Consider the following 25,083-nt stretch of genomic DNA (forward strand, 5'->3'; position numbering starts at 1 on the left):
CGACGGATCCTAGTGATCACCCCGCCCCGGCTCCAAAACGCCGTTCAGCGCAGCGGATTGGGCAGCAGCGCCCACTGGTCGCCGGGCGTCCGCGGCGACAGCCGCATCAGCGTCAGCGCCTTCGTGGGCAGCGGATCCGCGCACAGGGCCGCGAGGTCGGGCGTGCGCGGCAGATCCCGTACGGCCGTCTCCAGCGCCGCCGCGAGCGCCGGGCCCGAACCGGCCGTGCCGGCCAGCGCGCCCGCCACGAGCGAGCCGAACAGCTTGCGGCGCAGGACCTGTTCGTCGTCGGTGACCATTCGGGCGGGCAGCTCGGGCGCCGTGATGCCGTGCCGGGCCAGACGGGCCGGGCTGACGCGGATGTCGGCCAGGTCGCGGTAGACCAGCCGCAGCGGCTCGCCCGTCGCGGAGAGGACCACCAGCAGGTTCTGGCCGTGTGCCTCCAGCGCCACGCCCAGCTCCAGCAGCCGCAGCCCGACGGTGAGGGCGAGCCGGGAGAAGGCGGCCAACCAGGCGGGGGAGCGGGGGAGTTCGGTGGTGACGAGCGCCGCCACCGGCAGCACCCGCTCGCCGCTGCCCGCGTACACCTCGGGCGATTCCCGCAGGACGGCCGCGAAGTCGGGGGAGCCGGCCGCCGCCGCGCCGAGCGTGCGGGTGACGTGCAGCAGGCCGTCCGTGCGCGCTGCGGGCGTCTCGGCGAAGTCCGACAGCATCGCCGACGCGGCGACCGAGGGGAGGGAGATGTCCCGCACCGAGGACGTCAGCCGGGCGCTCAGCGAGGTCTTCACATGCGGCCCGCCGGGCAGCGCCAGCGTCCGCAGGGACATCAGCGGATGCGCGGCGATGCGCTCCTCGCACGTCCGCTTCAGCACGTGCGCCGCCTGCCACGGATGCACCGGCAGCACCACCCGCCCCCCGTCCCGCAGCTCCTGTGGCCACTCGCCCGCCACCAGGCACTCCGCCGCCCGCACCGGCACCAGCCCCAGCTCCACGACCGGCCGGTGCTCGGGCCCGTAGGCCAGCTGCTCGGCCACCGAGAACCCCGGCCGGGACCGGCACGTCGGATGGAACGGATGCCCGTCGACGATCCGCTGCTCCCACTGCCAGTCGTGCTCCGGCCAGTCGCCCCGAGCACCCTCCTGCCCCGCCCGCGACAGCGCCGACGAGGCGACGCTGTGCCCGAGTTCGGCGGCGAAGGAGGCGGAGTGCGGTACAGCGAGGTCCGTCATCAGCCGCGCCGGATCCTCGTAGGCCCGCTCGTCCAGCCGTACGGCGGCGACGTACGCGCCGGTCGTGTAGGGATCCGGCCGGGGGCCGTGCAGCCGGCGGCCGTCCCGCAGGGACAGCGTCAGCCCGTGCCCGTCCTGCTCGCGGCGGGTGACCCAGGGCAGTGGATCGTGGGCGAGACCGCGCCACAGCCGGGACAGCACGGCCGCCCGGGCGCCGGGCAGTGCGGCCTCGTACCGCGCCAGGAGACCCGGCCGCACGACGGACAGCTCGTCGGCGACCTCGGTCTCGGCGCTGGGGGAACGGTGCACGGGCGGGCTCCTCGGGTACGAATGCGGAAACGATGCGGGGACGAACCGGGATGTCACAGCGGAACCGCGACGACCGACATACTGATCATCTCCGCCCGGAACGCTGGAAGGACCGTAGGGACGAGTGGAACGCGTGGACCTCATGCCCCCGCCCGCCGACGACGACTCGGCCCACGGCGACCCCGTACGCGGTGACGGCCCGGACGTCGCCGCTCTGGCCGACGCGTACGCCGCCGTGCCCCTGCTGAACTGCCTGCTGCGGGAGGTTGCCCGGCCGGTGGGTCAGGACGGCGAGCATCGGGTCCACCGGCTGCCCGGCGGCGACCGCCTGCTGCGCGTGCGCGGCACCCGGCGGCCCGCCGAACCGGAGATCCACGGGGAGGGCGCCTGGCACCGCCTCGGCCACACCCAGCTGGTCAAACTCGTCGCCGAGGAACTGCGCCTGCACACCGGGACGCCCAACCACGAACTGCCCGCCGAGATGCTCGACAGCCGGGAGGCCGTGGCCGCCCTGCTCGCCGCCCGCGCCCGGGCCACCCCGCCCGAGGACCCCTACCGGCGCTCCGAGCAGTGCCTCCTCACCGGCCACACCCACCACCCGGCCCCCAAGGCGCGCGGCGGCGGACCCGCCGCCGCCTGGCTGCCCTACGCGCCCGAGGCGTACGCCCGCTTCCCCCTGACCCTGCTCGGCCTGCGCGAGGACACCGTCGTCGAGGAGGGCGACACCTCCGCCCTCGACGCCCTCGGCACGGCCCCGCCCGGCTACCGTCTGCTCCCGGCGCACCCCTGGCAGCTCGACCTGGCCGCCTCCGAACTCGCCGCCGCCTTCGCGGACGGCAGGCTGATCCGGCTCGGCGCCAGCGCCTTCTCCACCTGGCCCACGGCGGCCATCCGCACGCTCTACGCGCCCGGACCCGACCTCTTCCTCAAGTTCAGCCTCGACGTGCGCATCACCAACGACATCCGCCGGCTGTGGCGCCACGACCTGCTCGCCCTGCGCGGGACGGACACGGCCGTGAGCGCCGCCTTCGCCGCGTTCGACGGGCCCTCGGCCTGGCTGGCCGACCGCGGGTACCGCACCGCCGGCTTCGCCTTCGAGGCCCTCGCCGTCCTCGTCCGCGACGGCTTCGAAGGCCACCTCCTGCCCGGCGCGACCCCGCTGCTCGCCGCCGGGCTCGTCGAGGGCTTCGACGGCAGCCCGCTCGACCGCGCCCCCGACCCCGCCGCGTGGTGGGAGGCCTATCTGGCCCAGGTCGTGCCCCCGGCGCTGACGGCGTTCGCCGAGCACGGCGTCGTCATCGAGGCCCATCTGCAGAACACCCTGGTCGCCGTCGACGCCGACGGCCTGCCGGTGCAGGCGCTGTACCGGGACGCCGAAGGCGTGAAACTGCTCCCCGAGGTCAGCCGCCGGGCCGGCTGGGAGCGGCTCGTGTACTGCCTGGTCGTCAACCACCTCATCGAGCTCGCCGGCGCCCTCACCGAACGCCACCCCGGCTTCGACCCCTGGCCCGCGGCCCGTCGCGCGTTCGCCCGCCACGACCTGCCCGAGATCCCCGCCCTGCTCAGCTCACCGACGCTGCCCGCCAAGACCAACCTGCTGCTGCGCTGGACCGGCGCGGACGGAGCCGACGCCCGCTACCGGCCGCTGCCCAACCCGCTCGCGGCGGACGGGACCTGACCGCTCGGGGCCGCACCACCGCATGCGAGGATGATCATCACAACGGCCGGAGAGGGAGGGTGCGGCATGTCCGCGACGCCGGACGCACAGGTCCCCTGCCGTCTCGTCGTCTGCCGGGACTGCTGCTGCGGCAGCCCCAAAATCACCGGCGTCGACCACGCCGCCCAGACCGAGCGCCTGCGCGAGGCGGCACCGGTGCGCGTCTCGGACTGCCTCGACGTCTGCGACCAGGCCAACGTCGTCGTCGTCCAGCCCTCCGCGGCCGGGCGGGCCGCTGGGGGCCGGCCGGTGTGGCTGGGCCTGGTCAACGACCCGGCGGCGACCGAGGACGTCGTCTCCTGGGTCCGCCAGGGCGGCCCCGGCGTCGCACCCCTGCCCGACATCCTCGGCCTATACGTCTTCACTCCGCTCGCGCGGCGCCGCCCCGACGGCTCATGACACGGCCGGCACGCACAGCACCGGCACGCTCGACAGATGCAGCAGCTTGTGCGGAGTCGAGCCCAGCAGCGCCCCGCGCACCGGGCTCTCACCCCAGGTTCCGACCACGATGACCCGGCCGCCGTGGCGGGCCGCCGCCTCGATCAGCGCCTGCGCGGGCCGCTCGTCGATGAGCTCCACCGACGTCCGCACACCGGCCTGTTCGGCCACCTGCACCGCGTGACCGAGCGCGGTGCTGCCGGCCTCGCGCACGGCCTCGTGATGAGCGCCGTACTCCTCGCCCGTGACACCGGGGGCGGCGACGCCGTAGACGATCACCAGGGGTTCGTCGTAGGCGGTCGCCACCTCGATGGCCACGCGCAGGGCCTGCTGGGCGCCCGGGGACTCGTCGTATCCGAGGACCACCGACATCTTCAGGACTCCTTGCCGTCGACGAGGGCCGGGTCGACCACGCTCGGGTGCTCCGACCAGAAGGCGGGCGCCATCAGCCGCCACACGATCATGAGGACCACGCCCACCACGGCGATGCCGATGCCGATGACGAGCGGCGGGCCGAGCCCGAACCACGAGACGCCGCTGTAGGAGTTCTCGGGGTCGGACATGTCCGCCACGGACTCCACCAGCAGCCAGGCCAGCAGCCCCGCGCCGACCAGCGGGCCGAGGCCGATCAGGAAGAAGTTGCGGACACTGCGGGTCAGTTGACGGCGGTAGTAGACCGCGCAGGCCAGTCCGGTGAGCGCGTAGTAGAAGGCGATCAGCAGGGACAGGGCGGTGAGCGAGTCGAAGAGGGCGTTCGCACTCAGGTTGTAGAGGACGAGGTACCAGGCGATGGCGATGCCGGCCACCCACCAGGTGCTCACGTCGGGGGTGCGGAACCGCGGGTGGATGCGGCCGAAGTGCCCGGGCAGGGCGCGCCGGCGGGCCATCGACAGGCCCGTGCGGGACGCCGGGATGATCGTCGTCTGCGTGGAGGCCAGGGCGGACGTCGAGACCGCCAGCAGCACGACCCAGTCCCAGCCGCCCATCGCCTCCTCGGCCAGCAGCGCGAAGATGAACTCCTCCTCCGCCGCGTTCTCGGCGAGGTAGTCCGTCCCCGCGTAGGCCACCACCGCGAACGCGACCGCGACGTAGGTCACCAGCAGCAGCACCGTCGACCAGACGGCCGCCTTGCCGGGGGCGGTGGCCGAGTTCTCGACCTCCTCGGTGAGGTTGACCGCCGACTCCCACCCCCAGTAGATGAACACGCCCAGCAGCAGGGACGCGGTCAGGGACGCCCCGCCCGAGCCGAAGGGGTCGAGCCAGCTGAACTCCGGGTCGATGGCGTCGAGGGTGCCGGTGTCGGCGTAGACGCGGTAGAGCGCCACCACGGCGAAGGCCAGCAGGCAGACCACCTGGGCCAGGATGAGGACGTTCTGCACCTTGGCCGAGATCTCCGTGCCGATCACGCACACGGCCGTCATCACCAGGATGAGCAGCACCGTCAGCACCTGGCGCACCACGTCGTTGTCGGCCCAGCTGTCCAGGCCTACGGCGAGCAGGAAGAACGTCACGGCGACGTCCGCGAGCGAGCCGACGACCAGGACGCCCGTCATGGTGATGGCCCAGCCGCCGAGCCAGCCCGCCCACGGCCCCATGGCGCGGGTGACCCAGGAGAACGTCGTGCCGCAGTCCTGGTCGACCTTGTTGAGGTAGTAGAACGCCGACGCGATCAGCAGCATGGGCACGAACGAGGCGAGCATCACCCCGGGGGCGTAGATGCCGACCAGCGCCACGATCGGGCCGATGACCGCCGCCACCGAGTACGCCGGGGAGGTCGCGTTGAGCCCGATGACCAGCGCGTCGACGAACCCGATCGCGTCGGGCTTCAGGCTCGCCTCCCGGGGCGGACCCGAGTCCGCGATGTCGTTGGCCATGCTCCCTCGCTCCCGTCGTGTGTGCGTCCATACAACAGGGGCTTTGGGGGCATTTGGCCCATTGACGACCTTTCAGGGCCTCATGTCGCCCTCCGGCTGCGGACCAGCAGGTGCAGGAAGTACGGCGTGCCGATCACCGCGGTCATCAGGCCGGCGCCCAGCTGGGCGGGGGCGATGACGGTACGGCCGAGCAGATCCGCCGTACCGACCAGCGCGGCGCCGAGCAGGACGGCGACCGGCACGACCCGCACGTGCCGCCGGCCGACCAGGGCACGGGCCGCGTGCGGCGCGACCAGGCCCACGAAACCGATGGTGCCCGCCGAGGCCACGGCGGTCGCCGCGAGCAGCACGCCCACCACCAGGAACCCCAGCCTGGCCCGGGGCAGTCCGAGGCCGAGCAGCCGCGGGGTGTCCTCGTCCAGGGAGACGAGATCCAGCTTGGTGCGGCGGGCGACGGCGACCACCAGGCCCAGCGCCAGCACGAGCGCGACGGGCAGCACGTCCGGCATGGTCCGCCCGTACGTCGAACCGGACAGCCAGGTCAGCGCCTTGACGGCGTTGAACGGGTCGGTGAGGACGATGAGCAGGCTGATCAGGGCCGTGGAACCGGCGGCCATGCCGATACCGACCAGGACCAGCCGGTTCTGCCGGTAGCCGCCGCGGGCGGAGAGCCCGAAGACGATCGCGGAGGCCAGCGCGGCGCCCCCGAACGCGGCACCCGCCACACCCCAGGACCCGGCAGCGGGCACGGTGGTGACGAGCAGCACGGCGCCCAGCGCGGCGCCGCCGGAGACGCCCAGCACCCCGGGCTCCGCCAGGGGGTTGCGGGTCACGGCCTGCACCAGCGTGCCGGCCAGGGCGAGCGCGCCGCCCGCGCACAGGGCCGCGAGCACCCGCGGCACACGGGTGTCCAGGACGAAGGTGACGGTCTGCCCGGCCCGCCCCTGCACCCAGTTGGCGACATCGCCGAGCAGCAGCTTGCTGTCGCCCAGCAGGACGCCGGCCAGCAGGACGCCGACGACCGCGGCGACGAGTGCGGCCAGGGTGACGAGGAAGGCCGTCCGGCTCGGGATGCGCAGCCGGTCCGGCGCGTCGGCCCCGGCGGTGTCGCGCAGCCGCAGGGCCGTCACCACCAGGAAGACGGCGCCGACCAGGCTGGTGACGATGCCCGTCGGCACGGCGACCGCGGTGTCCGCCGGGATGAGGGCCCGCAGGAGCACGTCCGACCCGAGCACCAGCCCGGCACCGGCGAGACCGGTCACGGGCAGGACCGCCCGGGCGCGGACGAAGCCGTGGAACCGGCGGGCGAGCGGACGGACCAGCGCGGGGGCGCACAGGCCGACGAAGCCGATGGGCCCGGCGAGGGTGACGGCCGCGGCGGACAGCAGTGCCGCCAGCACCACCACCGTGACGCGGGTGGCCCGCACCGGGACGCCCAGACCGCGCGCCGCGTCGTCCCCGAGGGCGAGCGCGTCGACCCGGCGGGCCACCAGCAGCAGCCCCACGAGCCCGATCAGGGCGACGGGCAGCATCTGCAGGACGCCGTCGAAGCCGTTCTGGCCGATGCTGCCCTGGTTCCACTGGTAGAGGCCCTGCGTCTGCCGCGGGAACAGCAGCAGCAGCCCTTCCGTCACGGAGTTCAGGCCGAGCGCGAGCGCGGTGCCGGCGAGGACCAGCCGTACGGTGCCGGTGCCGAGGCCGGACAGGGCGAGCACGACGGCCGCGGCCGCAAGAGCGCCCGCGAAGGCCACGCCGGAGGAGGCGAGCAGCGGCAGGGAGACGCCGCTCGCGCCGGCCAGCCCGAGCGCCAGATAGGAACCGGCGTTCACCGCCAGGGTGTCGGGCGAGGCGAGCACATTGCGGCTGACGGCCTGGAGGACGGCTCCGGCGATGCCGAGGACGACGCCGACCAGGATTCCGGCGGTCATCCGCGGCAGCCGGGAGGCGACGACCACGGAGGCGTCGCCCGGATCGGCCTGTCCGGTCAGGGCCTTGAGGACCTGCTGCGGTCCGACGGCGGCGGTGCCCTGGGTGATGTCGACGACGGCCAGGGCGGCTACCAGGAGGACGAGAGCGGCCGTCACCGCGGCCGCACCGGCCCGGGACGCGGCCCCGGGCGGACGGGTGACAGGGGGCGCTTCGGTGACGGCCATGTCCGCGCTACTTCGTCAGCGCGCCGACGACGGCGTCGATGTACGCCTCCATCGACTCGGGACCGCCGAACATCCAGATGCCGTCGGGCAGCCGGTGCACCCGGTCCGCCTTCACGAACGGCAGGGAGGTCCACACGGCGTTCTTCTTCAGCTGCCCGGAGAAGGGGTTGCTGGACTTGTCGTCGTCGTTGCCTATGTAGGCGAACTGCACGTCCTTCGGCAGGGTGGTGAGGCCCTCGACGTCGGTGGTGCCGAGGCCGTAGGACGGGTCGCCCTTGACCTTCCAGGCGTTCTTCAGGCCGAGCCGCTTGTTGACGGAGCCGATGAGGGAGCCGTCGGTGTACGGGCGCAGCGAGACCTGGTTGGACTGCACGTAGCCGTCGGCGAAGGCGAGGTCGGTGCCGTCGAGGTCGGCGTCGGCGAGGGCCTTCTTGCCCTCGGCGACCTTGGCCTCGAAGTTCTTCCGGGCCGTCCTGGCCTTGCCGGTGGTGCCGGTGGCCTTGGCGATGAGGTCGAGGTTGGTGAACATCTGGCCGATCTGGTCGGAGGCGTCCGCCGACTTGATCTCCAGCACCGGGGCGATCTTCCGCAGCTGCTTCACGGCCGCGTCCGGCAGGTCGGAACTGGCCACGATGAGGTCGGGGGAGAGCGAGGCGATGGTGTCCATGCTCGGCTCGCCGCGGGTGCCGATGTCCTTCGGCTCGTTCTTCAGCGGGACGGCGGTGTCCCAGGTCTTGTAGCCCTTGACGTCGGCGACGCCGACGGGGTCGACGCCGAGGGTGATGAGGCTCTCGACCTCGTTCCACTCGGTGGCGACGACCTTCTTGGCCGGGCCGTCGAGCTTCACCTTCGCGCCGGTGGAGTCGGTGAGGGTGATGGCCTCGGAGGCCTTCTCCTTCGAGCTGTCGGCGGCCGGCTCGGTGGTGCCGCAGGCGGCGAGGGTGAGCGCCGCGGCGGTGGTGGTGGCCGCGGTGAGCAGGAGACGTCTCATGAGGTGGTGCCGAGCCTTTCGCTTCGGTTGGAGCGGGTGTGGTGCCGGCCGATCGGACGGGTCCGTATCCGGCCGGTGTGGGGGTCTGTGTCGACGTCGATCCGGATGCCGTAGACGGCGGTCAGCCGCTCCGGGGTCAGGACCTCCTCGGGCCGGCCGTCGGCGACGATCCGGCCCGCTTCGAGCAGCGTGATCCGGTCGGCGAGGGCCGCCGCCTGGTCGAGGTCGTGCAGCACGACCCCGACGGCGATCCCGTGGTCGTCCGCCAGGTCGCGGACGAGGTCGAGGAGTTCGATCTGGTAGCGCAGGTCGAGATAGGTGGTCGGCTCGTCCAGCAGCAGCACGCCGGTCTCCTGCGCGAGGCAGCTCGCGAGCCAGACCCGCTGCAACTGCCCGCCGGAGAGGTGGTCCGCGGCGCGCTCGGCGAGGTCGGTGACCCCGGTCAGCGCCAGGGCGCGCGCCACGGCGGCCCCGCTGTCCGGATCCGGCCGGCCGAAGCGGCCCCGGTAGGGGTAGCGCCCGAACTCGACGACATCGCGCACGGTCAGCCCGCTGGGCGTGGGGCGGCCCTGTGTCAGCAGGGCCACGTACCGCGCGAACTCCCGGGCGGTCAGGGCGAGGCCGTCGGTGTCGCCGTCGATCCGCAGCTCGGCCCGGCGGGGGCGCTGCAACCGGGCGATGGTCCGCAGCAGCGTCGACTTGCCGCTGCCGTTGGGCCCGACCAGGACGGTCACCTCGCCGGGCCGCAGCGCGATCGCCGCGTCGTGCACGACGTCCGTGCCGTCGTACGCCACGCTCACGCCGGTGGCCGACAGTTGATGCCCGCGCAGACGCGATGCGCCGGCGGGTTCCTCACCAGATCTCACGCGGCGAAGGTTAGCCTAACCTAATATCGTCTTGACAAGGGGGGTCCGGCCTCCGGATTCATCCGGCGCGTCAGGGCACCGGGCCACCGCCCGCGCCCGGGCGCCCCGCTTTGTATGCTCGGGCGGTATGCGAGGAAGTTGCCCGTGACAGGCCAGGCAGACGGTTCGTGGGGTCGAGGACCATGTTGAGAGAGGTCACCGCGACCCGCTACGTCGAACCGCTGCACTCCGGCGGTTCCGTCCCCGGGGTCGTCGAGGCGGACGACCTCGGCACCTACGTCGTGAAGTTCACCGGCTCCGCGCAGGGCCGCAAGGCGCTCGTCGCCGAGGTGATCGTGGGGGAGCTGGCCCGTGCCCTCGGGCTGCGCTTCCCCGAACTGGTCCTGGTGCGCTTCGACCCGGCGATCGCGGACCACGAACCCCACCAGGAGGTACGGGAGCTGCACGCGGCGAGCGCGGGCGTGAACCTCGGCATGGACCATCTGCCGGGCGCCCGGGACTTCACCCCGGACCTCGCCCGGGTCTTCCCCGTCGATCCGCTGGAGGCCGGGAGGATCGTCTGGCTCGACGCGCTGACCGTGAACGTCGACCGTACGGTGCACAGCTCCAACCTGATGGTCTGGCCCACCCTCGGCGTCGCCCGCCCACGCCTGTGGCTGATCGACCACGGCGCCGCCCTGGTCTTCCACCACCGCTGGGACGCCACCGACCCGCGCAAGGCCTACGACTTCCGGCACCACGCCCTCGGCCACTACGGGCCCGACGTCCGGGCCGCCGACGCCGAACTGGCGCCCCGCGTCACCGAGGAGCTGCTGCGGCACATCCTCGCCGAGGTCCCGGACGCCTGGCTCGCTCACGAGCCGGGCTTCACCACCGCGGACGAGGTGCGCGCGGCGTACGTGACCTACCTCCACGCCCGCGCGCAGGCCTCGGCGGACTGGCTGCCCACCGGCTTCCCCAGCCGCGAGGAGCTCGCCGCCGAGGAGGCCTCCCGGGCGGCGCGGAGCCGGCAAGGACGTCCCGCGTGGCTGAAGCAGGTGCCCGACCTGCACGGCAAGCCCGCGGCCGAGCAGGATTGGTCGGTGCACCTCGGATGACGGATGCCCGGCGGATCGAGACCGAACCGGCGCAGGACGCTGACCGAACTGGCCCTCAGGCCGGCAGGGGTGGTGTTCGTGGTCCGCGTCGGCGACGAGGTCGTCTGGGACCGGCGCGCGCAGGGCTTCCCGGAGCCGACGGCGGTGAAGAAGGCCGTACGCGGCCGAGTGGCCCCGGGCAAGGCCCTGGGCCACTCGGAGCGGTAGCGGCTGTTCAGCCCTTGAGCTGCTCGTACGCCGGAAGCGTCAGGAAGTCGGCGTAGTCCTCGTCGAGGGCGACCGTCAGCAGCAGGTCGTGCGCCTGCTGCCAGTTTCCGGCCGCGAAGGCCTCGTCGCCGATCTCGGCCCGGATGTTCGCGAGTTCCTCGGCGGCGACCTTGCGGGCCAGGTCGGCGGTGACCTGCTCGCCGTTGTCGAGGACGACCTCCGCGTTGATCCACTGCCAGATCTGGGAGCGGGAGATCTCGGCGGTGGCCGCGTCCTCCATCAGATTGAAGATGGCGACGGCGCCGAGGCCGCGCAGCCACGCCTCGATGTAACGGATGCCCACCTGCACGGCGTTGACCAGACCCGCGTAGGTGGGCTTGGCGTCGAGGGAGCCGACGGCGATCAGGTCGGCCGCCTCGACGACGACGTCCTCGCGGAGGCGGTCCTTCTGGTTGGGCTTGTCGCCGAGGACCTTGTCGAAGGACTCCATGGCGATCGGCACCAGGTCGGGGTGGGCGACCCAGGAGCCGTCGAAACCGTCGCCGGCCTCGCGGTCCTTGTCGGCACGGACCTTCTCGAACGCGACCTTGTTGACCTCGGCGTCCCGGCGGGAGGGGATGAACGCCGCCATGCCGCCGATGGCGTGGGCGCCGCGCTTGTGGCAGGTGCGGACGAGGAGTTCGGTGTAGGCGCGCATGAACGGGGCGGTCATCGTCACCGCGTTGCGGTCCGGCAGGACGAACTCGGCGCCGCCGTCACGGAAGTTCTTGACGATGGAGAACAGGTAGTCCCATCGCCCGGCGTTCAGCCCGGAGGCGTGGTCGCGCAGCTCGTAGAGGATCTCCTCCATCTCGTACGCGGCGGTGATCGTCTCGATGAGGACGGTCGCGCGGACCGTGCCCTGCGGGATGCCGCAGTACTCCTGCGCGAAGACGAACACCTCGTTCCACAGGCGGGCCTCCAGGTGGGACTCCGTCTTCGGGAGGTAGAAGTACGGTCCCTTGCCGAGGTCCAGCAGGCGCTGGGCGTTGTGGAAGAAGTACAGGCCGAAGTCGACGAGCGCGCCGGGCACGGGGGTGCCGTCGGCGTCGACGAGGTGACGCTCGTTCAGGTGCCAGCCGCGCGGGCGCATGACGACCGTGGCGAGTTCCTCGTCCGCCTTCAGCGCGTACGACTTGCCGGACCTCGCGTCGGTGAAGTCGATGTTCCGGGTGTAGGCGTCGCTCAGGTTGACCTGGCCCAGGATCACGTTCTCCCAGGTGGGCGCGGAGGCGTCCTCGAAGTCCGCGAGCCACACCTTGGCGCCCGAGTTGAGGGCGTTGATGGTCATCTTGCGGTCGGTGGGGCCGGTGATCTCGACCCGGCGGTCGTTCAGGGCCTCCGGGGCCGGGGCGACCCGCCAGGAGTCGTCGGCGCGGATCGCGGCCGTCTCCGGGAGGAAGTCGAGGGTGGAGGTGCGGGCGATCTCGGCGCGGCGCTCGGCGCGGCGGGCGAGGAGCTCGTCACGCCGGGGCGTGAACCGCCGGTGCAGCTCGGCCACGAAGGCGAGCGCCGCTTCGGTGAGGACCTCCTCCTGCCGGGGCAGGGGCTCGGCGTCGACGATGGCCAGCGGGGACGGCGCTGGAGCGGACATGAACGGTCACTTCCTTCAGCGAGCTGTGAAGACGAGCCGGCGTGCTTGGCACCGGGTGCCAGTCTTCCCGGATACGGCGTTCGGCGCCCGAGGAGCGGTAGGGCGCTTCTGAACAGTGGATAGTAGTTTCCTCATGGTGGAAGTTCAATCGTCTGTTGATGTCGAGATTCTCTGAGTCGAGGCAAGGTGGCGCTCCGTGCCACCCCGCTCACTCCAGGTGGGCCAGATCGGCTTCGGTGTCGATGTCGTAGGGCCGGGCGACGTCCCCGCACTCGACGAGGGTGATGGCCGTCCGGTGCTCCTTCAGGTAGGCGCGTGCCCCCCGGTCCCCGGTCGCAGTCGCGGCGATGCCCGCCCAGTGGGCGGCGCCGAACAGCACCGGGTGGCCGCGCACGCCGTCGTACGCGGCGGAGACGAGCGACTGCTCGCCCTCGTACGCCGCGAGGACCCGGGCCACCGCCTCGGGGCCGATGCCGGGCTGGTCGACGAGCGACACCAGGGCGGCCCGTGTGCCCGTGCCGGCCAGCGAGTCGAGCCCGGCACGCAGGGAACTCCCCATCCCCTGCTCCCAGTCGGGGTTGCCGACCAGGACGCAGCCCGGCAGCGCCGCCCGTGCGCGCACGTCGTCGGCCTGCGCGCCCAGCACCACATGCACGGTCGCGCAGCCGCCCTCCCGCAGCACCCGCACCGCGTGCTCCACCAGGGGGCGTCCGCGATGGGGGAGCAGCGCCTTGGGCCGCCCGCCGAGCCGCCGCCCGCCACCGGCCGCGAGCAGCAGTCCGGCGACCGTTCCTGCCCCGCCCGTCGTCTCCCGTGTCGTCATGGCTCCTGCATACCGCACGCCCCGTACGCGGGTGCGACGATGCGCGGCGCGCGCCGCACGGGCGTGCGCCTCGGGCCAGAAAGTCACTCTGCGAAACAAGTCGATGACGCAATGGACTGGCGCCTGGTGGCCCGCGTCGTTTACTGTCGCCCGCACCGACCGGCCGGGCGGCCGACCGCCGCCCGGTGTGGGGGACTTCGCGTCGGAAGGGCACGCGCACGACGAGGTGCGAGGGGGAGGACTGTGTTGCGGAGCGTCGAGCAGAAGCGGCAGGGGCCTGCGACCGGCGGCGACGAGGACCCGCGCGTGACGGAGCTGCGCTCCGCCGTGTCCCGGTTACGCCGCCGACTGGCCGCCCATCCCGGCGAGTTCGCCGACCGGGCCATCGCCGAGGAGGAACTGGCCGCACTGGCCGCCATGGCCGCCGACGGCACCCCCGAGATCCCCGGCCTGCGCCGCTCCCTCCTGCTGGTCGCGGGCGCGATCGGCTCGGTGAGCGCCCTGTCCGCGGAACTCACGGAGGTCCGGCGTGCGGTCGATCTCTTCGGGGGGCCGGTACGGGGCCAGGGCTAGAGCCTGTCCTGCGCCCGATGTCGTGACTATGCCGGGTTCTGGCTCGCGAGGGCCTCGGAGAGTTCTCCCGCGACCTGCTGGAGCACCGGCACGATCTTGTCCGTCGCCGCCTCCGTGACCCGGCCCGCCGGGCCGGAGATGGAGATGGCCGCCGCGGTGGGGGAGTCGGGTACCGGCACCGCGAGGCAACGGACGCCGATCTCCTGCTCGTTGTCGTCGATGGCGTAGCCCTGCCGGCGCACGTCCTCCAGGGCCGCGAGGAAGCCGTCGGCCGTGGTGATCGTCTTCTCCGTCGCGGCGGGCATGCCCGTACGGGAGAGCAGGGCCCGCACCTCCTCCGGCGGGAAACCGGCGAGCAGGGCCTTGCCCACGCCCGTGGAGTGCGGCAGCACCCGCCGGCCGACCTCCGTGAACATCCGCATCGAGTGCTTCGACGGCACCTGCGCCACGTAGACGATCTCGTCCCCGTCCAGCAGCGCCATGTTCGCCGTCTCGCCGGTCTCCTCGACCAGCCGCGCCAGATACGGCCTGGCCCAGGTGCCCAGCAGCCGGGAGGCCGACTCGCCGAGGCGGATCAGGCGGGGGCCGAGCGCGTACCGCCGGTTGGGCTGCTGACGTACGTACCCGCAGGCCACCAGCGTGCGCATCAGGCGGTGGATGGTCGGCAGGGGCAGGCCGCTGCTCGCGGACAGCTCGCTCAGGCCGACCTCGCCCCCCGCGTCCGCCATCCGTTCGAGCAGATCGAAGGCGCGCTCCAGGGACTGGACGCCGCCGTTGGCGGAGGACCGGGCGGAGTCGGTGGTGCTGGCGCTGGACGTCGGCACGGCGCGTTCCTTTCGGGGCGGGCGGGAAGGGCAGAAGCCTACCCGGCGGCCGGTTGACTCCCCGCTTGTACATAGCTACGTTCTGCGTGCTGGAAGTTTAATTCCGCTTTGTGGAAACGTCCAGGAGTTTCACCGGATGGGCGCCGCCGTCAAGTGTGCCCTTGACGGCGCGGAAGAGGGAGTGAAGACTCCTTCAACAGAAAGTTGAATTCCGTTACGTGGAAGTGGCTGGAAGTAAGGGGTTCGGGTGTCCGACGCTGAACTGGTGCTGCGCTCGACGCGAGTCATCACCCCCGAAGGAACGCGCGCCGCGTCCGTCGCGGTGACCGACGGCACGATCACCGCCGTCCTCCCGCACGACGCCCCCGTCCCCGAGGGCGCCCACCTGGAGGACCTGGGCGACCACGTCCTGCTGCCCGGCCTGGTCGACACCCACGTGCACGTCAACGATCCCGGCCGCACCGAGTGGGAGGGCTTCTGGACCGCCACCCGCGCCGCGGCGGCCGGTGGCATCACGACCCTCGTCGACATGCCCCTCAACTCCCTCCCGCCCACCACGACCGTCCCCCATCTGCGGACCAAGCAGCAGGTCGCCGCCGACAAGGCGCACATCGACGTCGGCTTCTGGGGCGGCGCCCTGCCGGGCAACATCAAGGAGCTCCGCCCGCTGCACGAGGCCGGTGTCTTCGGCTTCAAGGCGTTCCTGTCGCCCTCCGGCGTGGACGAGTTCCCACATCTGGAACGCGACCCGCTCGCCCGCACCATGGCCGAGATCGCCGCCTTCGACGGCCTGCTCATCGTGCACGCCGAGGACCCCCACCTGCTCGCCTCCGCCCCGCAGCAGCCGGGCCCGAAGTACGCCGACTTCCTCGCCTCCCGCCCCCGGGACGCCGAGGACACCGCCATCGCCCAGCTCATCCGCGAGGCGAAGGCCCTCCACGCGCGCGTGCACGTGCTGCACCTGTCCTCCAGCGACGCCCTGCCGATGATCGCCGAGGCGCGGGCCGAGGGCGTCCGCATAACCGTGGAGACCTGCCCCCACTATCTGACCCTCACCGCCGAGGAAGTCCCCGACGGCGCCAGCGAGTTCAAGTGCTGCCCGCCCATCCGCGAGGCCGCCAACCAGGACCTGCTCTGGCAGGCGCTGGCCGACGGCACCATCGACTGCGTCGTCACCGACCACTCCCCGTCCACGGCCGACCTGAAGACCGACGACTTCGCGACGGCCTGGGGCGGCATCTCCGGCCTCCAGCTCAGCCTGGCCGCGGTGTGGACCGAGGCCCGCAGGCGCGGGCACGGCCTGGAGGACGTGGTGCGCTGGATGTCCGCGCGCACCTCCGAACTGGTCGGCCTCGACGACCGCAAGGGCGCCATCACGGTGGGCCGCGACGCCGACTTCGCCGTCCTCGCCCCCGACGAGACCTTCACCGTCGACCCGGTGGCACTCCAGCACCGCAACCGCGTCACGGCCTACGCGGGCAAGACCCTGCACGGGGTCGTGAAGTCGACCTGGCTGCGCGGGCAGCGCATCGTCGCGGACAGCGAGTTCACCGAACCGAAGGGGCGGCTCCTCACCCGGACCAACTGACTCCCAGCCCGGACACCCGAAAGGACGACCTGATCATCGTGACGGCGATTCCCAGCTTCACCGGCGACGCGAACCCCTACGGAGGCGGCGACCCGTACGCGGACTACCGCACCGCCGACTTCCCCTTCACCCAGTACACCGACCTCGCCGACCGGCGCCTCGGAGCCGGTGTCATCGCCGCCAACGACGAGTTCTTCGCCCAGCGCGAGAACCTGCTGGTGCCCGAGCCCGCCGAGTTCGACCCCGAGCACTTCGGCCACAAGGGCAAGATCATGGACGGCTGGGAGACCCGCCGCCGCCGGGGTGCCTCCGCCGACCACCCCTGGCCGACCGCCGAGGACCACGACTGGGCCCTGGTCCGCCTCGGCGCGCCCGGCGTGATCCGCGGGATCATCGTCGACACCGCCCACTTCCGCGGCAACTACCCGCAGGCCGTGTCCGTCGAGGGCACCTGCGTACCGGGCTCACCGTCGCCGGAGGAACTCCTCGGGGGCGACGTGAAGTGGACGACCCTCGTCCCGCGCACCGCCGTCGGCGGCCACGCGGCGAACGGGTTCGCCGTCGCCGCCGAGCAGTGCTTCACACACCTGCGGGTCAACCAGCACCCCGACGGCGGCATCGCCCGCCTGCGTGTCCACGGCGAGGTCGTCCCCGACCCCGCGTGGCTTGAGGCGCTGGGCACCTTCGACGTCGTCGCCCTGGAGAACGGCGGCCGCGCCGAGGACGCCTCCAACCTCTTCTACTCGCCCGCCTCCAACACCATCCAGCCGGGCCGCTCCCGCAAGATGGACGACGGCTGGGAGACCCGCCGCCGACGCGACCGGGGCCACGACTGGATCCGCTACCGGCTCGCCGCCCAGGCCCAGGTCCGCGCCCTGGAGATCGACACCGCCTACCTCAAGGGCAACAGCGCCGGCTGGGCCTCGGTGTCCGTCAAGGACGGCGAGGACGGCGAGTGGCGGGAGATCCTGCCCCGCACCCGCCTCCAGCCCGACACCAACCACCGCTTCGTGCTCCCGGCCCCGGCCGTCGGCACGCACGCGCGCGTGGACATCTTCCCCGACGGCGGCATCTCCAGGCTCCGCCTGTTCGGCTCCCTGACCCCCGAGGGCGCGAGCCGGCTGGCGGCCCGCCACCAGGAGCTCGGCGGCTGACCCGTCCCGTGGGGCGCGCCGTCCGGACAGCACCGGCGCGCCCCACGCACCTCGCGGCGCGCGTACTCCGCGCCCCCACGCACCTCGCGGCGCGCGTACTCCGCGCCCCCATGCACCTCGCGGCGCAGGCGCCCCGCACGCCCTCAGGGGGCACGCGCGGTTAGGCCTCAGGGGGCACGTGCCCATTCGTCCTCCGGGAGCACGCGCCTATACGTCCTCCGGGAGCACGCGCCCATTCGTCCTCAGGGGGCGCGCGCCGTGCGGAGCGCCTGTGCCTCACGCCGCGTGCCCACCGTCCACCGAGAACTCCGCCCCGGTCACATACGTCGCCCCGGCCAGGTAGGCGACCATGGAAGCCACCTCGTCCGCCGTCCCGAACCGTCCCAGCGCCGTCATCGCCGCCTGCCCGGCCGCGTACGGGCCGTCCGCCGGGTTCATGTCGGTGTCGATCGGGCCGGGAAGGACCAGGTTCGCCGTGATCCCGCGCCCGCCCAGCTCCCGGGCCAGTGCCTTGGTCAGACCGGCCAGGGCCGCCTTGCTCGTCGCGTAGAGGGTCCCGCCCGGGCCTGGCACCCGCTGGGCCATGCAACTGCCGATCGTGATGATCCGGCCGCCCTCGGGCAGTCGCTCGGCGGCCGCCTGGGAGGCCAGGAAGACACCCCGTACGTTGACGTCGAGGACCCGGTCCACGTCCGCGAGAGACAGGGTGTCCAGCGGACCGAGCACCCCGACGCCCGCGTTGTTGACCAGGATGTCGAGCCTGCCCAGTGCCTGTGCCGCCGCGTCCACCGACCCGGCCGCCTCCGCTGCGTCGCCCATGTCCGCGCGCAGCGCCACGGCCCGGCGCCCCAGCGCCTCCACGGCCCGTACGACGTCCTGGGCCGCCTCCTTGCCGTTCACATAGCCGACGGCCACGTCCGCGCCCTCATGCGCCAGCCGCACCGCCGTCGCCGCGCCGATGCCACGGCTCCCGCCGGTCACGAGCGCCACCTTGCCGTCCAGTGTTCCCTGAGAAGTCATGGGTCCATCCCAGCGGCCGCACGGCACCAGCGCTGGCGGCGAACGGACGTCGACGTCGCCGGGCCCGCGCCGGGATCTCGCACACCTGGTCCGGCGGCATCCGGCGTACCTGCGGAACCTTTCCATCCGCTTTCCGCGTTCTCCGGTCGTGACCCTTCAGCAAGAGATCGTCGGCAACGCCACGCAGATGGCGGTCGTGAGCCTGCAGCCCGGTCAGACGGTGTACTGCGAGGCCGGGAAGTTCCTGTTCAAGACCACGAACGTGACCATGGAGACCCGCCTGGGCGGCCCGTCGGGCGGGGGCGGGCAGCAGTCGCAGCCCGGCGGCGGCTCGGGCGGCATGGGCGGTCTGCTGCGCCAGGCCATGGGCACGGCCATGCAGGCAGGCCAGCGCGCCCTCGCGGGGGAGTCGCTGGCGTTCCAGTACTTCACCACCCAGGGCGGCGAGGGCACCGTCGGCTTCGCGGGGGTGCTCCCCGGGGAGATGCGCGCGCTGGAACTGGACGGCACGCGCGCGTGGTTCGCCGAGAAGGACGCCTTCGTGGCCGCCGAGTCCACCGTCGACTTCGGCATCGCCTTCCAGGGCGGCCGCACCGGCCGCAGCGGCGGTGAGGGTTTCGTCCTGGAGAAGTTCACCGGGCGCGGCACGGTGATCATCGCCGGGGCCGGCAACTTCATCGACCTGAACCCGGCCGACTTCGGCGGCCGCGTCGAGGTCGACACGGGGTGTGTCGTCGCCTTCGAGGAGGGCATCCGGTACGGCGTCCAGCGCGTCGGCGGCCTCAACCGCCAGGGCGTGATGAACGCGGTCTTCGGCGGCGAGGGCCTGTCCCTGGCCACCCTGGAGGGCGACGGCCGCGTGATCCTTCAGTCCCTCACCATCGAGAGCCTCGCGAACGCCCTGCGCAAGGCCCAGGGCGGCGACAAGCAGGGTCCGACGGGCGGGCTGTTCTCCACGAACGCCCAGTGAACGGGCGTCCGGCCCAGCGATGAGTTGCGGGTGCCGGTGGGGTCTGAAGTGATGGCATCGGACCCCACACCCGGAAGCAGGCACTCACCATGGGCAAGCTCGTCTCCACCCTCTTCGTCACCCTCGACGGCGTCTACCAGGCCCCCGGCGGGCCACAGGAGGACACCCGCGGGGGCTTCACCCACGGCGGCTGGAGCTTCCCGTACGCCGACGAGGACTTCGGCCGGTTCATCGGCGAGGTCTTCACCCGCCCGGGCGCCTTCCTGCTCGGCCGCCGTACGTACGACATCTTCGCCACCTACTGGCCCAAGGTGACCGACCCCGACGACCCGGTCGCCTCCCGGCTCAACTCCCTGCCGAAGTACGTGCCTTCCTCGACCCTGACGGACCCGGGCTGGGCGGGCACGACCGTGCTCCGTGGCGACCTCGCCGAGGAGGTCACCGCCGTGAAGGAGCGCACCGAAGGCGAGGTCCAGGTGCACGGCAGCGGCGCCCTCGTCCGCTCCCTGCTGGCACTCGGCCTCGTGGACACCCTGCACCTGCTGACCTTCCCGGTCGTGCTCGGCTCCGGGTTCCGGCTGTTCCCGGAGGGCTCCACACCGACCGCGTTCGAGCACACCGGAGGGAGCGTCACAGGCGGGGGCGTATCGATCCAGACGTACGACCTCAAGGGCCGTCCGGAGTACGGCGAGTTCGGCCTGCCGGACGACGCGTGAGGGCGCCGCGGGCCGGTGAACTTCCCGCGAACGCATGGGGCTTCACAGGAAATTCTCCTGGCTTGTCATTGACATGCCAGCGTCTACGCGCGTCATCATGAACGACATGAATTTCCCCCCACGCGCCTCGCGGCTCGGCGCAGCAGCCGCCCTCGTATCCGCACTCCTCGTCGGCGGAGCCGTCTCCGCCACCACGGCCGACGCGGCCCCCACCGCCGTCGGTGACATCTGCTACAGCAACCTGCCGTCCCAGGCCCACGACACGCTCGACCTGATCGAGCAGGGCGGCCCCTACCCCTACGACCAGGACGGCACCGTCTTCCAGAACCGCGAGGGCATCCTGCCCAGCCAGTCCTCCGGCTACTACCACGAGTACACGGTCATCACCCCGGGCTCCTCCGACCGCGGTGCGCGGCGCATCGTCACCGGTGAGGAGAACCAGGAGGACTACTACACGGCCGACCACTACGACTCGTTCGACCTGGTCGACTACGGCTGCTGAGCCCTGACGCCGGCCGCGGGCCGGACGTCCGTAGACAGCTCAGACGGACCTCCGGCTCCCGGCCGCCGCGAACAGGGCCACGCCCAGCACGAGCAGCGTGACGCTCGCGTAGATCTCGTAGCCGTCGAGGAACCCCAGGCGCTGGACCAGGCCCCAGTTCCAGTCGGTGAACTCGTGCACCAGGCCCGCCACGCCCTGGACCAGGGCGAGGAAGCCGAGAATTTCCAGTACCTGCTTCATGCCACCAGCCTCGTCCCGCGGACCCCCCACGCACATCGCCCGCGGGACGAGCACCCCGGGACGGAAGTCCCCGCTCCGGGACCACGGTCGCATCGAAAGTCTGCGGCCCGGCGACTTTGGTCGACGATCCCGCCCGAGGACGGCCGGCAGCGGCTCCGGCTGCGTAGATTTGTCGCCGTGAGTGGTGACGACGTGGGGCATGCCTCCCCGGTACCGGTGGGAGCCACGCCCGCGCTCCTCACCGGGCGCAGATGGTTCTTCCCGTCGGCGCTCCTGCACGAACTCGACCCGGACGCCGCACGGGCCGGGCGGCGGCCCCGGCGCACCGCGCGCGACTGGGTCGTCGACTTCTCCTGCTTCCTGCTGGCCGTGCTGGTGGGCGCGACCGCCATGGAGGCGCTCGCCGACAATCCCCACGTGCCGCCCGGGCTCGCCGCCGTCGACCAGGTGATCGGCGCGCTGGCCTGCGCGGCGGTCTGGCTGCGGCGCCGCTGGCCGCTGGGGCTGGCCGTGGTCATGACGCCCCTCTCCCTCCTCTCGGACACCTCGGGCGGCGCGGGCCTGATCGCCCTGTTCACCCTCGCCGTGCACCGCCCCTTCCGGTACGTGGCCTGGGTGGGCGGCGTCAACGTGGCGCTGGTGCCGCTGTACTACTGGATGCGCCCCGACGCGGACATCCCCTATCTGGTGAGCGTTCCCTTCGCGGTGGTGCTCACCATGGCGATCGTCGGCTGGGGCATGTTCGTACGGGCTAAACGGCAGCTGATGGTGAGCCTCAGGGACCGTGCCCGGCGTGCCGAGACCGAGGCGCTGCTGCGGGCCGAACAGGCGCAGCGGCTCGCCCGCGAGGCCATCGCCCGGGAGATGCACGACGTGCTCGCCCACCGGCTGACGCTGCTCAGCGTGCACGCGGGCGCCCTGGAGTTCCGCCCCGACGCGCCCCCGGCGCAGACCGCGCGGGCGGCGGGCGTGATCCGGGAGAGCGCGCACGAGGCGCTGCAGGACCTGCGGGAGATCATCGGTGTGCTGCGCGCGGGCGAACCCGATGACACCGGCCGGCCGCAGCCGACCCTCGCGGGGCTCGAGACGCTGGTCGCGGAGTCCCGTGAGGCCGGGATGAAGGTCGTCCTCGACCAGCGCGTCGAGGACCCCGCCGCCGTCCCGTCCTCCGTCGGCCGCACCGCCTATCGGATCGCCCAGGAGGGTCTGACCAACGCCCGCAAGCACGCCCCCGGCACGGAGGTCACGGTGGCCGTCACCGGCGCGCCGGGCACCGGCCTCACCGTCCACGTGCACAACCCGCCGCCCGTGGGCGAGGTGCCGCACGTCCCCGGCTCCGGGCAGGGCCTGATCGGCCTCACGGAACGGGCGAACCTCGCCGGCGGACGGCTGGAGCACGGGCCCACGCCCGGGGGCGGGTTCGGGGTGCGCGCGTGGCTGCCGTGGCCGTGAGCACGCGTCGGCCCGTAACCCCCGCTCGGGCGCCGGGCGTTGACGGCGCCCGTCCGAGGCCGCGGCCCGCCCCGGACGTGATTACGTAAGGCCCATGACTGCGATCAGACTGCTCCTCGTCGACGACGATCCGCTGGTGCGGGCCGGGCTGTCCTTCATGCTGGGCGGCGCCGACGACATCGAGATCGTCGGTGAGGCCGCCGACGGTACCGAGGTGGAGGCTCTCGTCGAACGCACCCGCCCGGACGTCGTGCTCATGGACATCCGGATGCCGGCGGTGGACGGTCTCACGGCCACGGAGCGGCTGCGCGCCCGCGAGGACGCCCCCCAGGTGGTGGTCCTCACCACCTTCCACGCCGACGAGCAGGTGCTGCGCGCGCTGCGCGTGGGCGCCGCCGGATTCGTCCTCAAGGACACCCCGCCTGCCGAGATCATCGCGGCGGTGCGCCGCGTCGCGGCCGGTGATCCGGTCCTGTCGCCCGCCGTCACCCGCCAGCTGATGCGGCACGCCGCCGGCACCGGCCCCGACAACCGCCGTATCCGCGCCCGCGACCGCATCGCCGTCCTCAACGACCGTGAGCGCGAGGTCGCCGTCGCGGTCGGCCGGGGCCTGGCCAACGCCGAGATCGCCACCGGCCTGTTCATGAGCGTCGCCACCGTGAAGACGCACGTCTCGCGCATCCTGGCCAAGCTCGGCCTCAACAACCGGGTGCAGATCGCGCTGCTCGCCCACGACGCCGGGCTGCTGGAGGAGGAGCGGGAAGAGCACTGAACGCCGGGGCCCGGCGTCAGGCGACCGTGGGCGGGGAACCGCCGGCGATCTCCGCGAGGTGCACCGGCCTGCGCTCGCGCCGCGACAGCTCGCACGCCTCGGCGATCCGCAGCGCCTGCAGCGCCTCGCGCCCGTCACAGGGGTTGGCCCGCTCGCCCCGGACGACCTCGACGAACGCGTTCAGCTCCGCCTCGTAGGCGGGGCCGAACCGCTCCAGGAAGCCCGTCCAGGGCTTGTCGGCGGCCGGCGGCCCGGTCGGCTCGGTGGACGCGATCGGCGTACGGTCGTCCAGGCCGACCACGATCTGGTCGCGCTCCCCGGCCAGCTCCATGCGCACGTCGTAGCCGGCCCCGTTCATCCGGGTCGCGGTCAGCGTGGCGAGGGTGGTGTCGTCCAGGGTGAGGAGCGCGGCCGCGGTGTCGACGTCGCCCGCCTCGCGGAACATCCGGGGACCGGCGTCGGACCCGGCCGCGTAGACGTCGGTGACCTCCCGCCCGGTCACCCAGCGCAGCACGTCGAAGTCGTGGATCAGGGTGTCCCGGTACAGCCCGCCGGACAGCGGCAGCCACGCGGCGTCCGGCGGCCCCTGGTCGCTGGTCAGGGCCCGCACGGTGTGCAGCCGCCCCAGCCGGCCGGACCGCACGGCCTCGCGCGCACCCGTGTAGCCCGCGTCGAAGCGGCGCTGGAAGCCCATCTGGAGAACCGTCCCGGCCGCCTCGACCTCGGCGATCGCCGTCAGCGACCCCGGCAGATCGAGCGCGATCGGCTTCTCGCAGAACACCGGCAGACCCGAGCGTGCCGCCCGGCCGATCAGTTCGGCGTGGGCCGCCGTCGCCGTCGTGATCACCACGGCGTCCACGCCCCAGCGGAAGATCTCCTCCACGCCCGGAGCCACCGTCTCGCCCAGCCGGTGCGCCAGTTCCTGGGCCCGGGCGGCGTCCGCGTCCGTGAGGATCAAGGATCCGACGTCGCGATGCCGACTGAGCGTGTTCGCGTGGAGGGTGCCGATGCGGCCCGTACCGATGACGCCGATGCGCATGAAAACAAAGTGCGTGCCCAGCCCCCCGCTGTCAATCGGAATGTCCGGACAATCTGACTACACGACTTCCCGTCAACAACGCACGGAGCTACGCTCGGCCCGTGCCGAAACCAGAAGTGGACCCGACCGTGCAGCTCGAGCTGAGTGTGGACCGCAGCTCTCCCGTGCCGTTGTACTTCCAGCTGTCCCAGCAGCTGGAGGCCGCGATCGAGCACGGCACGCTGACCCCCGGCAGCCTGCTGGGCAACGAGATCGAGCTCGCCGCCCGGCTCGGCCTGTCCCGGCCGACCGTCCGCCAGGCGATCCAGTCGCTCGTCGACAAGGGCCTCCTCGTACGCCGCCGCGGTGTGGGCACCCAGGTCGTGCACAGCCAGGTCAAACGCCCCCTGGAGCTCAGCAGCCTCTACGACGACCTGGAGGCGGCGGGTCAGCGCCCGGCCACCCGGGTCCTGGTCAACAAGCTCGTGCCCGCCTCCGCCGAGGTCGCCGCCGCCCTCGGTGTCGCCGAGGACAGCGACGTCCACCGCGTCGAGCGCCTCCGCCTCGCCCACGGCGAGCCCATGGCCTACCTCTGCAACTTCCTGCCCCCCGGCCTCATCGACCTCGACACCGGCCAGCTGGAGACGACCGGCCTCTACCGTCTGATGCGGTCGGCGGGCATCACCCTGCACAGCGCCCGCCAGTCGATCGGCGCCCGGGCGGCGACGGCGGAGGAGGCGGAGCGGCTCGCCGAAGAAGCGGGGGCCCCGCTGCTGACCATGCAGCGGGTGACATTCGACGACACGGGCCGAGCAGTGGAATACGGCACACACACCTACCGCCCGACGCGCTATTCGTTCGAGTTCCAGTTGCTGGTTCGCACCTGATCTTTCAGGGGCGCGGGGCTGTGCTGATGT

At 72.7% G+C, this 25,083-nt stretch carries 24 protein-coding genes and 1 pseudogene; 13 read left to right on the plus strand and 12 right to left on the minus strand.

Annotated features, from left to right (window positions below):
- Positions 1–44: 44 nt before the first annotated feature.
- Positions 45–1,538: an IucA/IucC family protein gene (locus tag ACFZDE_RS25610; RefSeq protein ID WP_391203461.1), complete on the minus strand. Its 1,494-nt coding sequence runs from the start codon at positions 1,536–1,538 to the stop codon at positions 45–47.
- A 124-nt stretch (positions 1,539–1,662) separates the two neighbouring features.
- Between ACFZDE_RS25610 and ACFZDE_RS25615 the strand changes: the two genes are divergently transcribed.
- The gene (locus tag ACFZDE_RS25615) at positions 1,663–3,216 is read left to right on the plus strand and encodes an IucA/IucC family protein (protein WP_391203464.1); all 1,554 of its coding nucleotides are present in this window, start codon (positions 1,663–1,665) and stop codon (positions 3,214–3,216) included.
- Positions 3,217–3,282: 66 nt separating this feature from the next.
- On the plus strand, positions 3,283–3,654 hold the full coding sequence (locus tag ACFZDE_RS25620) for a (2Fe-2S) ferredoxin domain-containing protein (protein ID WP_390995095.1): 372 nt from the start codon (positions 3,283–3,285) through the stop codon (positions 3,652–3,654).
- On the opposite strand, the gene ACFZDE_RS25625 is transcribed toward ACFZDE_RS25620, so the two are convergent.
- The 5 genes from ACFZDE_RS25625 to ACFZDE_RS25645 all read right to left on the minus strand — a co-directional run bounded on the left by ACFZDE_RS25625 (position 3,649) and on the right by ACFZDE_RS25645 (position 9,577).
- Positions 3,649–4,065 (minus strand): universal stress protein, encoded by a 417-nt coding sequence (locus ACFZDE_RS25625; RefSeq protein ID WP_390995098.1) that lies wholly within the window; start codon positions 4,063–4,065, stop codon positions 3,649–3,651. The genes ACFZDE_RS25620 and ACFZDE_RS25625 overlap by 6 nt on opposite strands.
- A gap of 2 nt (positions 4,066–4,067) precedes the next feature.
- On the minus strand, positions 4,068–5,567 hold the full coding sequence (locus ACFZDE_RS25630; protein ID WP_391203467.1) for an amino acid permease: 1,500 nt from the start codon (positions 5,565–5,567) through the stop codon (positions 4,068–4,070).
- 80 nt (positions 5,568–5,647) lie between these two features.
- Positions 5,648–7,720 carry a Fe(3+)-hydroxamate ABC transporter permease FhuB gene (locus tag ACFZDE_RS25635; RefSeq protein WP_391203470.1) on the minus strand — a complete coding sequence of 691 codons (2,073 nt, stop codon included), beginning with the start codon at positions 7,718–7,720 and terminating at the stop codon, positions 5,648–5,650.
- Between the two features lie 7 nt (positions 7,721–7,727).
- Positions 7,728–8,711 (minus strand): ABC transporter substrate-binding protein, encoded by a 984-nt coding sequence (locus ACFZDE_RS25640; RefSeq protein WP_391203473.1) that lies wholly within the window; start codon positions 8,709–8,711, stop codon positions 7,728–7,730.
- Entirely contained in the window at positions 8,708–9,577 is an 870-nt protein-coding gene (locus tag ACFZDE_RS25645; protein ID WP_390995109.1) for an ATP-binding cassette domain-containing protein, read from the minus strand. Before ACFZDE_RS25645 ends, ACFZDE_RS25640 begins: the two co-directional genes overlap by 4 nt.
- A 182-nt stretch (positions 9,578–9,759) precedes the next feature.
- Here ACFZDE_RS25645 and ACFZDE_RS25650 point away from each other — a divergent pair, with 182 nt between their 5' ends.
- Positions 9,760–10,674: a HipA family kinase gene (locus ACFZDE_RS25650; protein ID WP_390995112.1), complete on the plus strand. Its 915-nt coding sequence runs from the start codon at positions 9,760–9,762 to the stop codon at positions 10,672–10,674.
- A gap of 39 nt (positions 10,675–10,713) precedes the next feature.
- Positions 10,714–10,881 (plus strand): annotated as a pseudogene (locus tag ACFZDE_RS25655) (Rdx family protein); the annotation flags it as partial.
- Between the two features lie 7 nt (positions 10,882–10,888).
- Here the strand turns inward: ACFZDE_RS25655 and aceB are convergent.
- Together aceB and ACFZDE_RS25665 are read right to left on the minus strand one after the other, a co-directional pair.
- On the minus strand, positions 10,889–12,514 hold the full coding sequence (gene aceB / locus ACFZDE_RS25660; protein WP_390995115.1) for a malate synthase A: 1,626 nt from the start codon (positions 12,512–12,514) through the stop codon (positions 10,889–10,891).
- 208 nt (positions 12,515–12,722) lie between these two features.
- Complete coding sequence (locus ACFZDE_RS25665; RefSeq protein WP_391203476.1) at positions 12,723–13,337, minus strand: NTP transferase domain-containing protein; 615 nt, start codon at positions 13,335–13,337, stop codon at positions 12,723–12,725.
- A 243-nt stretch (positions 13,338–13,580) separates the two neighbouring features.
- Between ACFZDE_RS25665 and ACFZDE_RS25670 the strand changes: the two genes are divergently transcribed.
- Positions 13,581–13,910, plus strand: coding sequence for a DUF5955 family protein (locus tag ACFZDE_RS25670; protein ID WP_390995120.1), 330 nt, complete (start codon positions 13,581–13,583; stop codon positions 13,908–13,910).
- A gap of 26 nt (positions 13,911–13,936) precedes the next feature.
- On the opposite strand, the gene ACFZDE_RS25675 is transcribed toward ACFZDE_RS25670, so the two are convergent.
- Positions 13,937–14,734 (minus strand): IclR family transcriptional regulator C-terminal domain-containing protein, encoded by a 798-nt coding sequence (locus ACFZDE_RS25675; protein WP_390995123.1) that lies wholly within the window; start codon positions 14,732–14,734, stop codon positions 13,937–13,939.
- A gap of 247 nt (positions 14,735–14,981) precedes the next feature.
- On the opposite strand from ACFZDE_RS25675, the gene allB reads away from it, so the two are divergent.
- Together allB and alc are read left to right on the plus strand one after the other, a co-directional pair.
- Positions 14,982–16,322, plus strand: a complete 1,341-nt coding sequence (gene allB / locus ACFZDE_RS25680; RefSeq protein ID WP_391203479.1) for an allantoinase AllB — start codon at positions 14,982–14,984, stop codon at positions 16,320–16,322.
- A gap of 38 nt (positions 16,323–16,360) precedes the next feature.
- The gene (gene alc / locus ACFZDE_RS25685) at positions 16,361–17,476 is read left to right on the plus strand and encodes an allantoicase (RefSeq protein ID WP_391203482.1); all 1,116 of its coding nucleotides are present in this window, start codon (positions 16,361–16,363) and stop codon (positions 17,474–17,476) included.
- Between the two features lie 276 nt (positions 17,477–17,752).
- Here alc and ACFZDE_RS25690 read toward each other — a convergent pair whose 3' ends face one another.
- Complete coding sequence (locus tag ACFZDE_RS25690; RefSeq protein WP_391203485.1) at positions 17,753–18,496, minus strand: SDR family oxidoreductase; 744 nt, start codon at positions 18,494–18,496, stop codon at positions 17,753–17,755.
- A 148-nt stretch (positions 18,497–18,644) separates the two neighbouring features.
- Here ACFZDE_RS25690 and ACFZDE_RS25695 point away from each other — a divergent pair, with 148 nt between their 5' ends.
- From ACFZDE_RS25695 to ACFZDE_RS25705, 3 genes are all read left to right on the plus strand, one after another.
- Positions 18,645–19,466, plus strand: coding sequence for an AIM24 family protein (locus ACFZDE_RS25695; protein WP_391203488.1), 822 nt, complete (start codon positions 18,645–18,647; stop codon positions 19,464–19,466).
- Positions 19,467–19,555: 89 nt separating this feature from the next.
- Positions 19,556–20,182, plus strand: coding sequence for a dihydrofolate reductase family protein (locus tag ACFZDE_RS25700; protein WP_391203491.1), 627 nt, complete (start codon positions 19,556–19,558; stop codon positions 20,180–20,182).
- A gap of 106 nt (positions 20,183–20,288) precedes the next feature.
- Positions 20,289–20,684 (plus strand): ribonuclease domain-containing protein, encoded by a 396-nt coding sequence (locus ACFZDE_RS25705; protein WP_390996606.1) that lies wholly within the window; start codon positions 20,289–20,291, stop codon positions 20,682–20,684.
- A 39-nt stretch (positions 20,685–20,723) separates the two neighbouring features.
- On the opposite strand, the gene ACFZDE_RS25710 is transcribed toward ACFZDE_RS25705, so the two are convergent.
- Positions 20,724–20,924, minus strand: coding sequence for a hypothetical protein (locus ACFZDE_RS25710; RefSeq protein ID WP_390995140.1), 201 nt, complete (start codon positions 20,922–20,924; stop codon positions 20,724–20,726).
- A 216-nt stretch (positions 20,925–21,140) separates the two neighbouring features.
- Here ACFZDE_RS25710 and ACFZDE_RS25715 point away from each other — a divergent pair, with 216 nt between their 5' ends.
- Both ACFZDE_RS25715 and ACFZDE_RS25720 read left to right on the plus strand, forming a co-directional pair.
- On the plus strand, positions 21,141–22,376 hold the full coding sequence (locus ACFZDE_RS25715) for a histidine kinase (protein WP_391203701.1): 1,236 nt from the start codon (positions 21,141–21,143) through the stop codon (positions 22,374–22,376).
- 94 nt (positions 22,377–22,470) lie between these two features.
- Positions 22,471–23,148, plus strand: coding sequence for a response regulator (locus ACFZDE_RS25720; RefSeq protein ID WP_391203495.1), 678 nt, complete (start codon positions 22,471–22,473; stop codon positions 23,146–23,148).
- Between the two features lie 16 nt (positions 23,149–23,164).
- Here ACFZDE_RS25720 and ACFZDE_RS25725 read toward each other — a convergent pair whose 3' ends face one another.
- Complete coding sequence (locus ACFZDE_RS25725; protein ID WP_391203498.1) at positions 23,165–24,187, minus strand: Gfo/Idh/MocA family oxidoreductase; 1,023 nt, start codon at positions 24,185–24,187, stop codon at positions 23,165–23,167.
- Between the two features lie 128 nt (positions 24,188–24,315).
- Here ACFZDE_RS25725 and ACFZDE_RS25730 point away from each other — a divergent pair, with 128 nt between their 5' ends.
- Positions 24,316–25,053: a UTRA domain-containing protein gene (locus ACFZDE_RS25730; RefSeq protein WP_390996613.1), complete on the plus strand. Its 738-nt coding sequence runs from the start codon at positions 24,316–24,318 to the stop codon at positions 25,051–25,053.
- Positions 25,054–25,083: the final 30 nt, after the last annotated feature.

This window comes from Streptomyces sp. NPDC007929 (genome assembly GCF_042959065.1).
Taxonomy (GTDB): Bacteria; Actinomycetota; Actinomycetes; order Streptomycetales; family Streptomycetaceae; genus Streptomyces.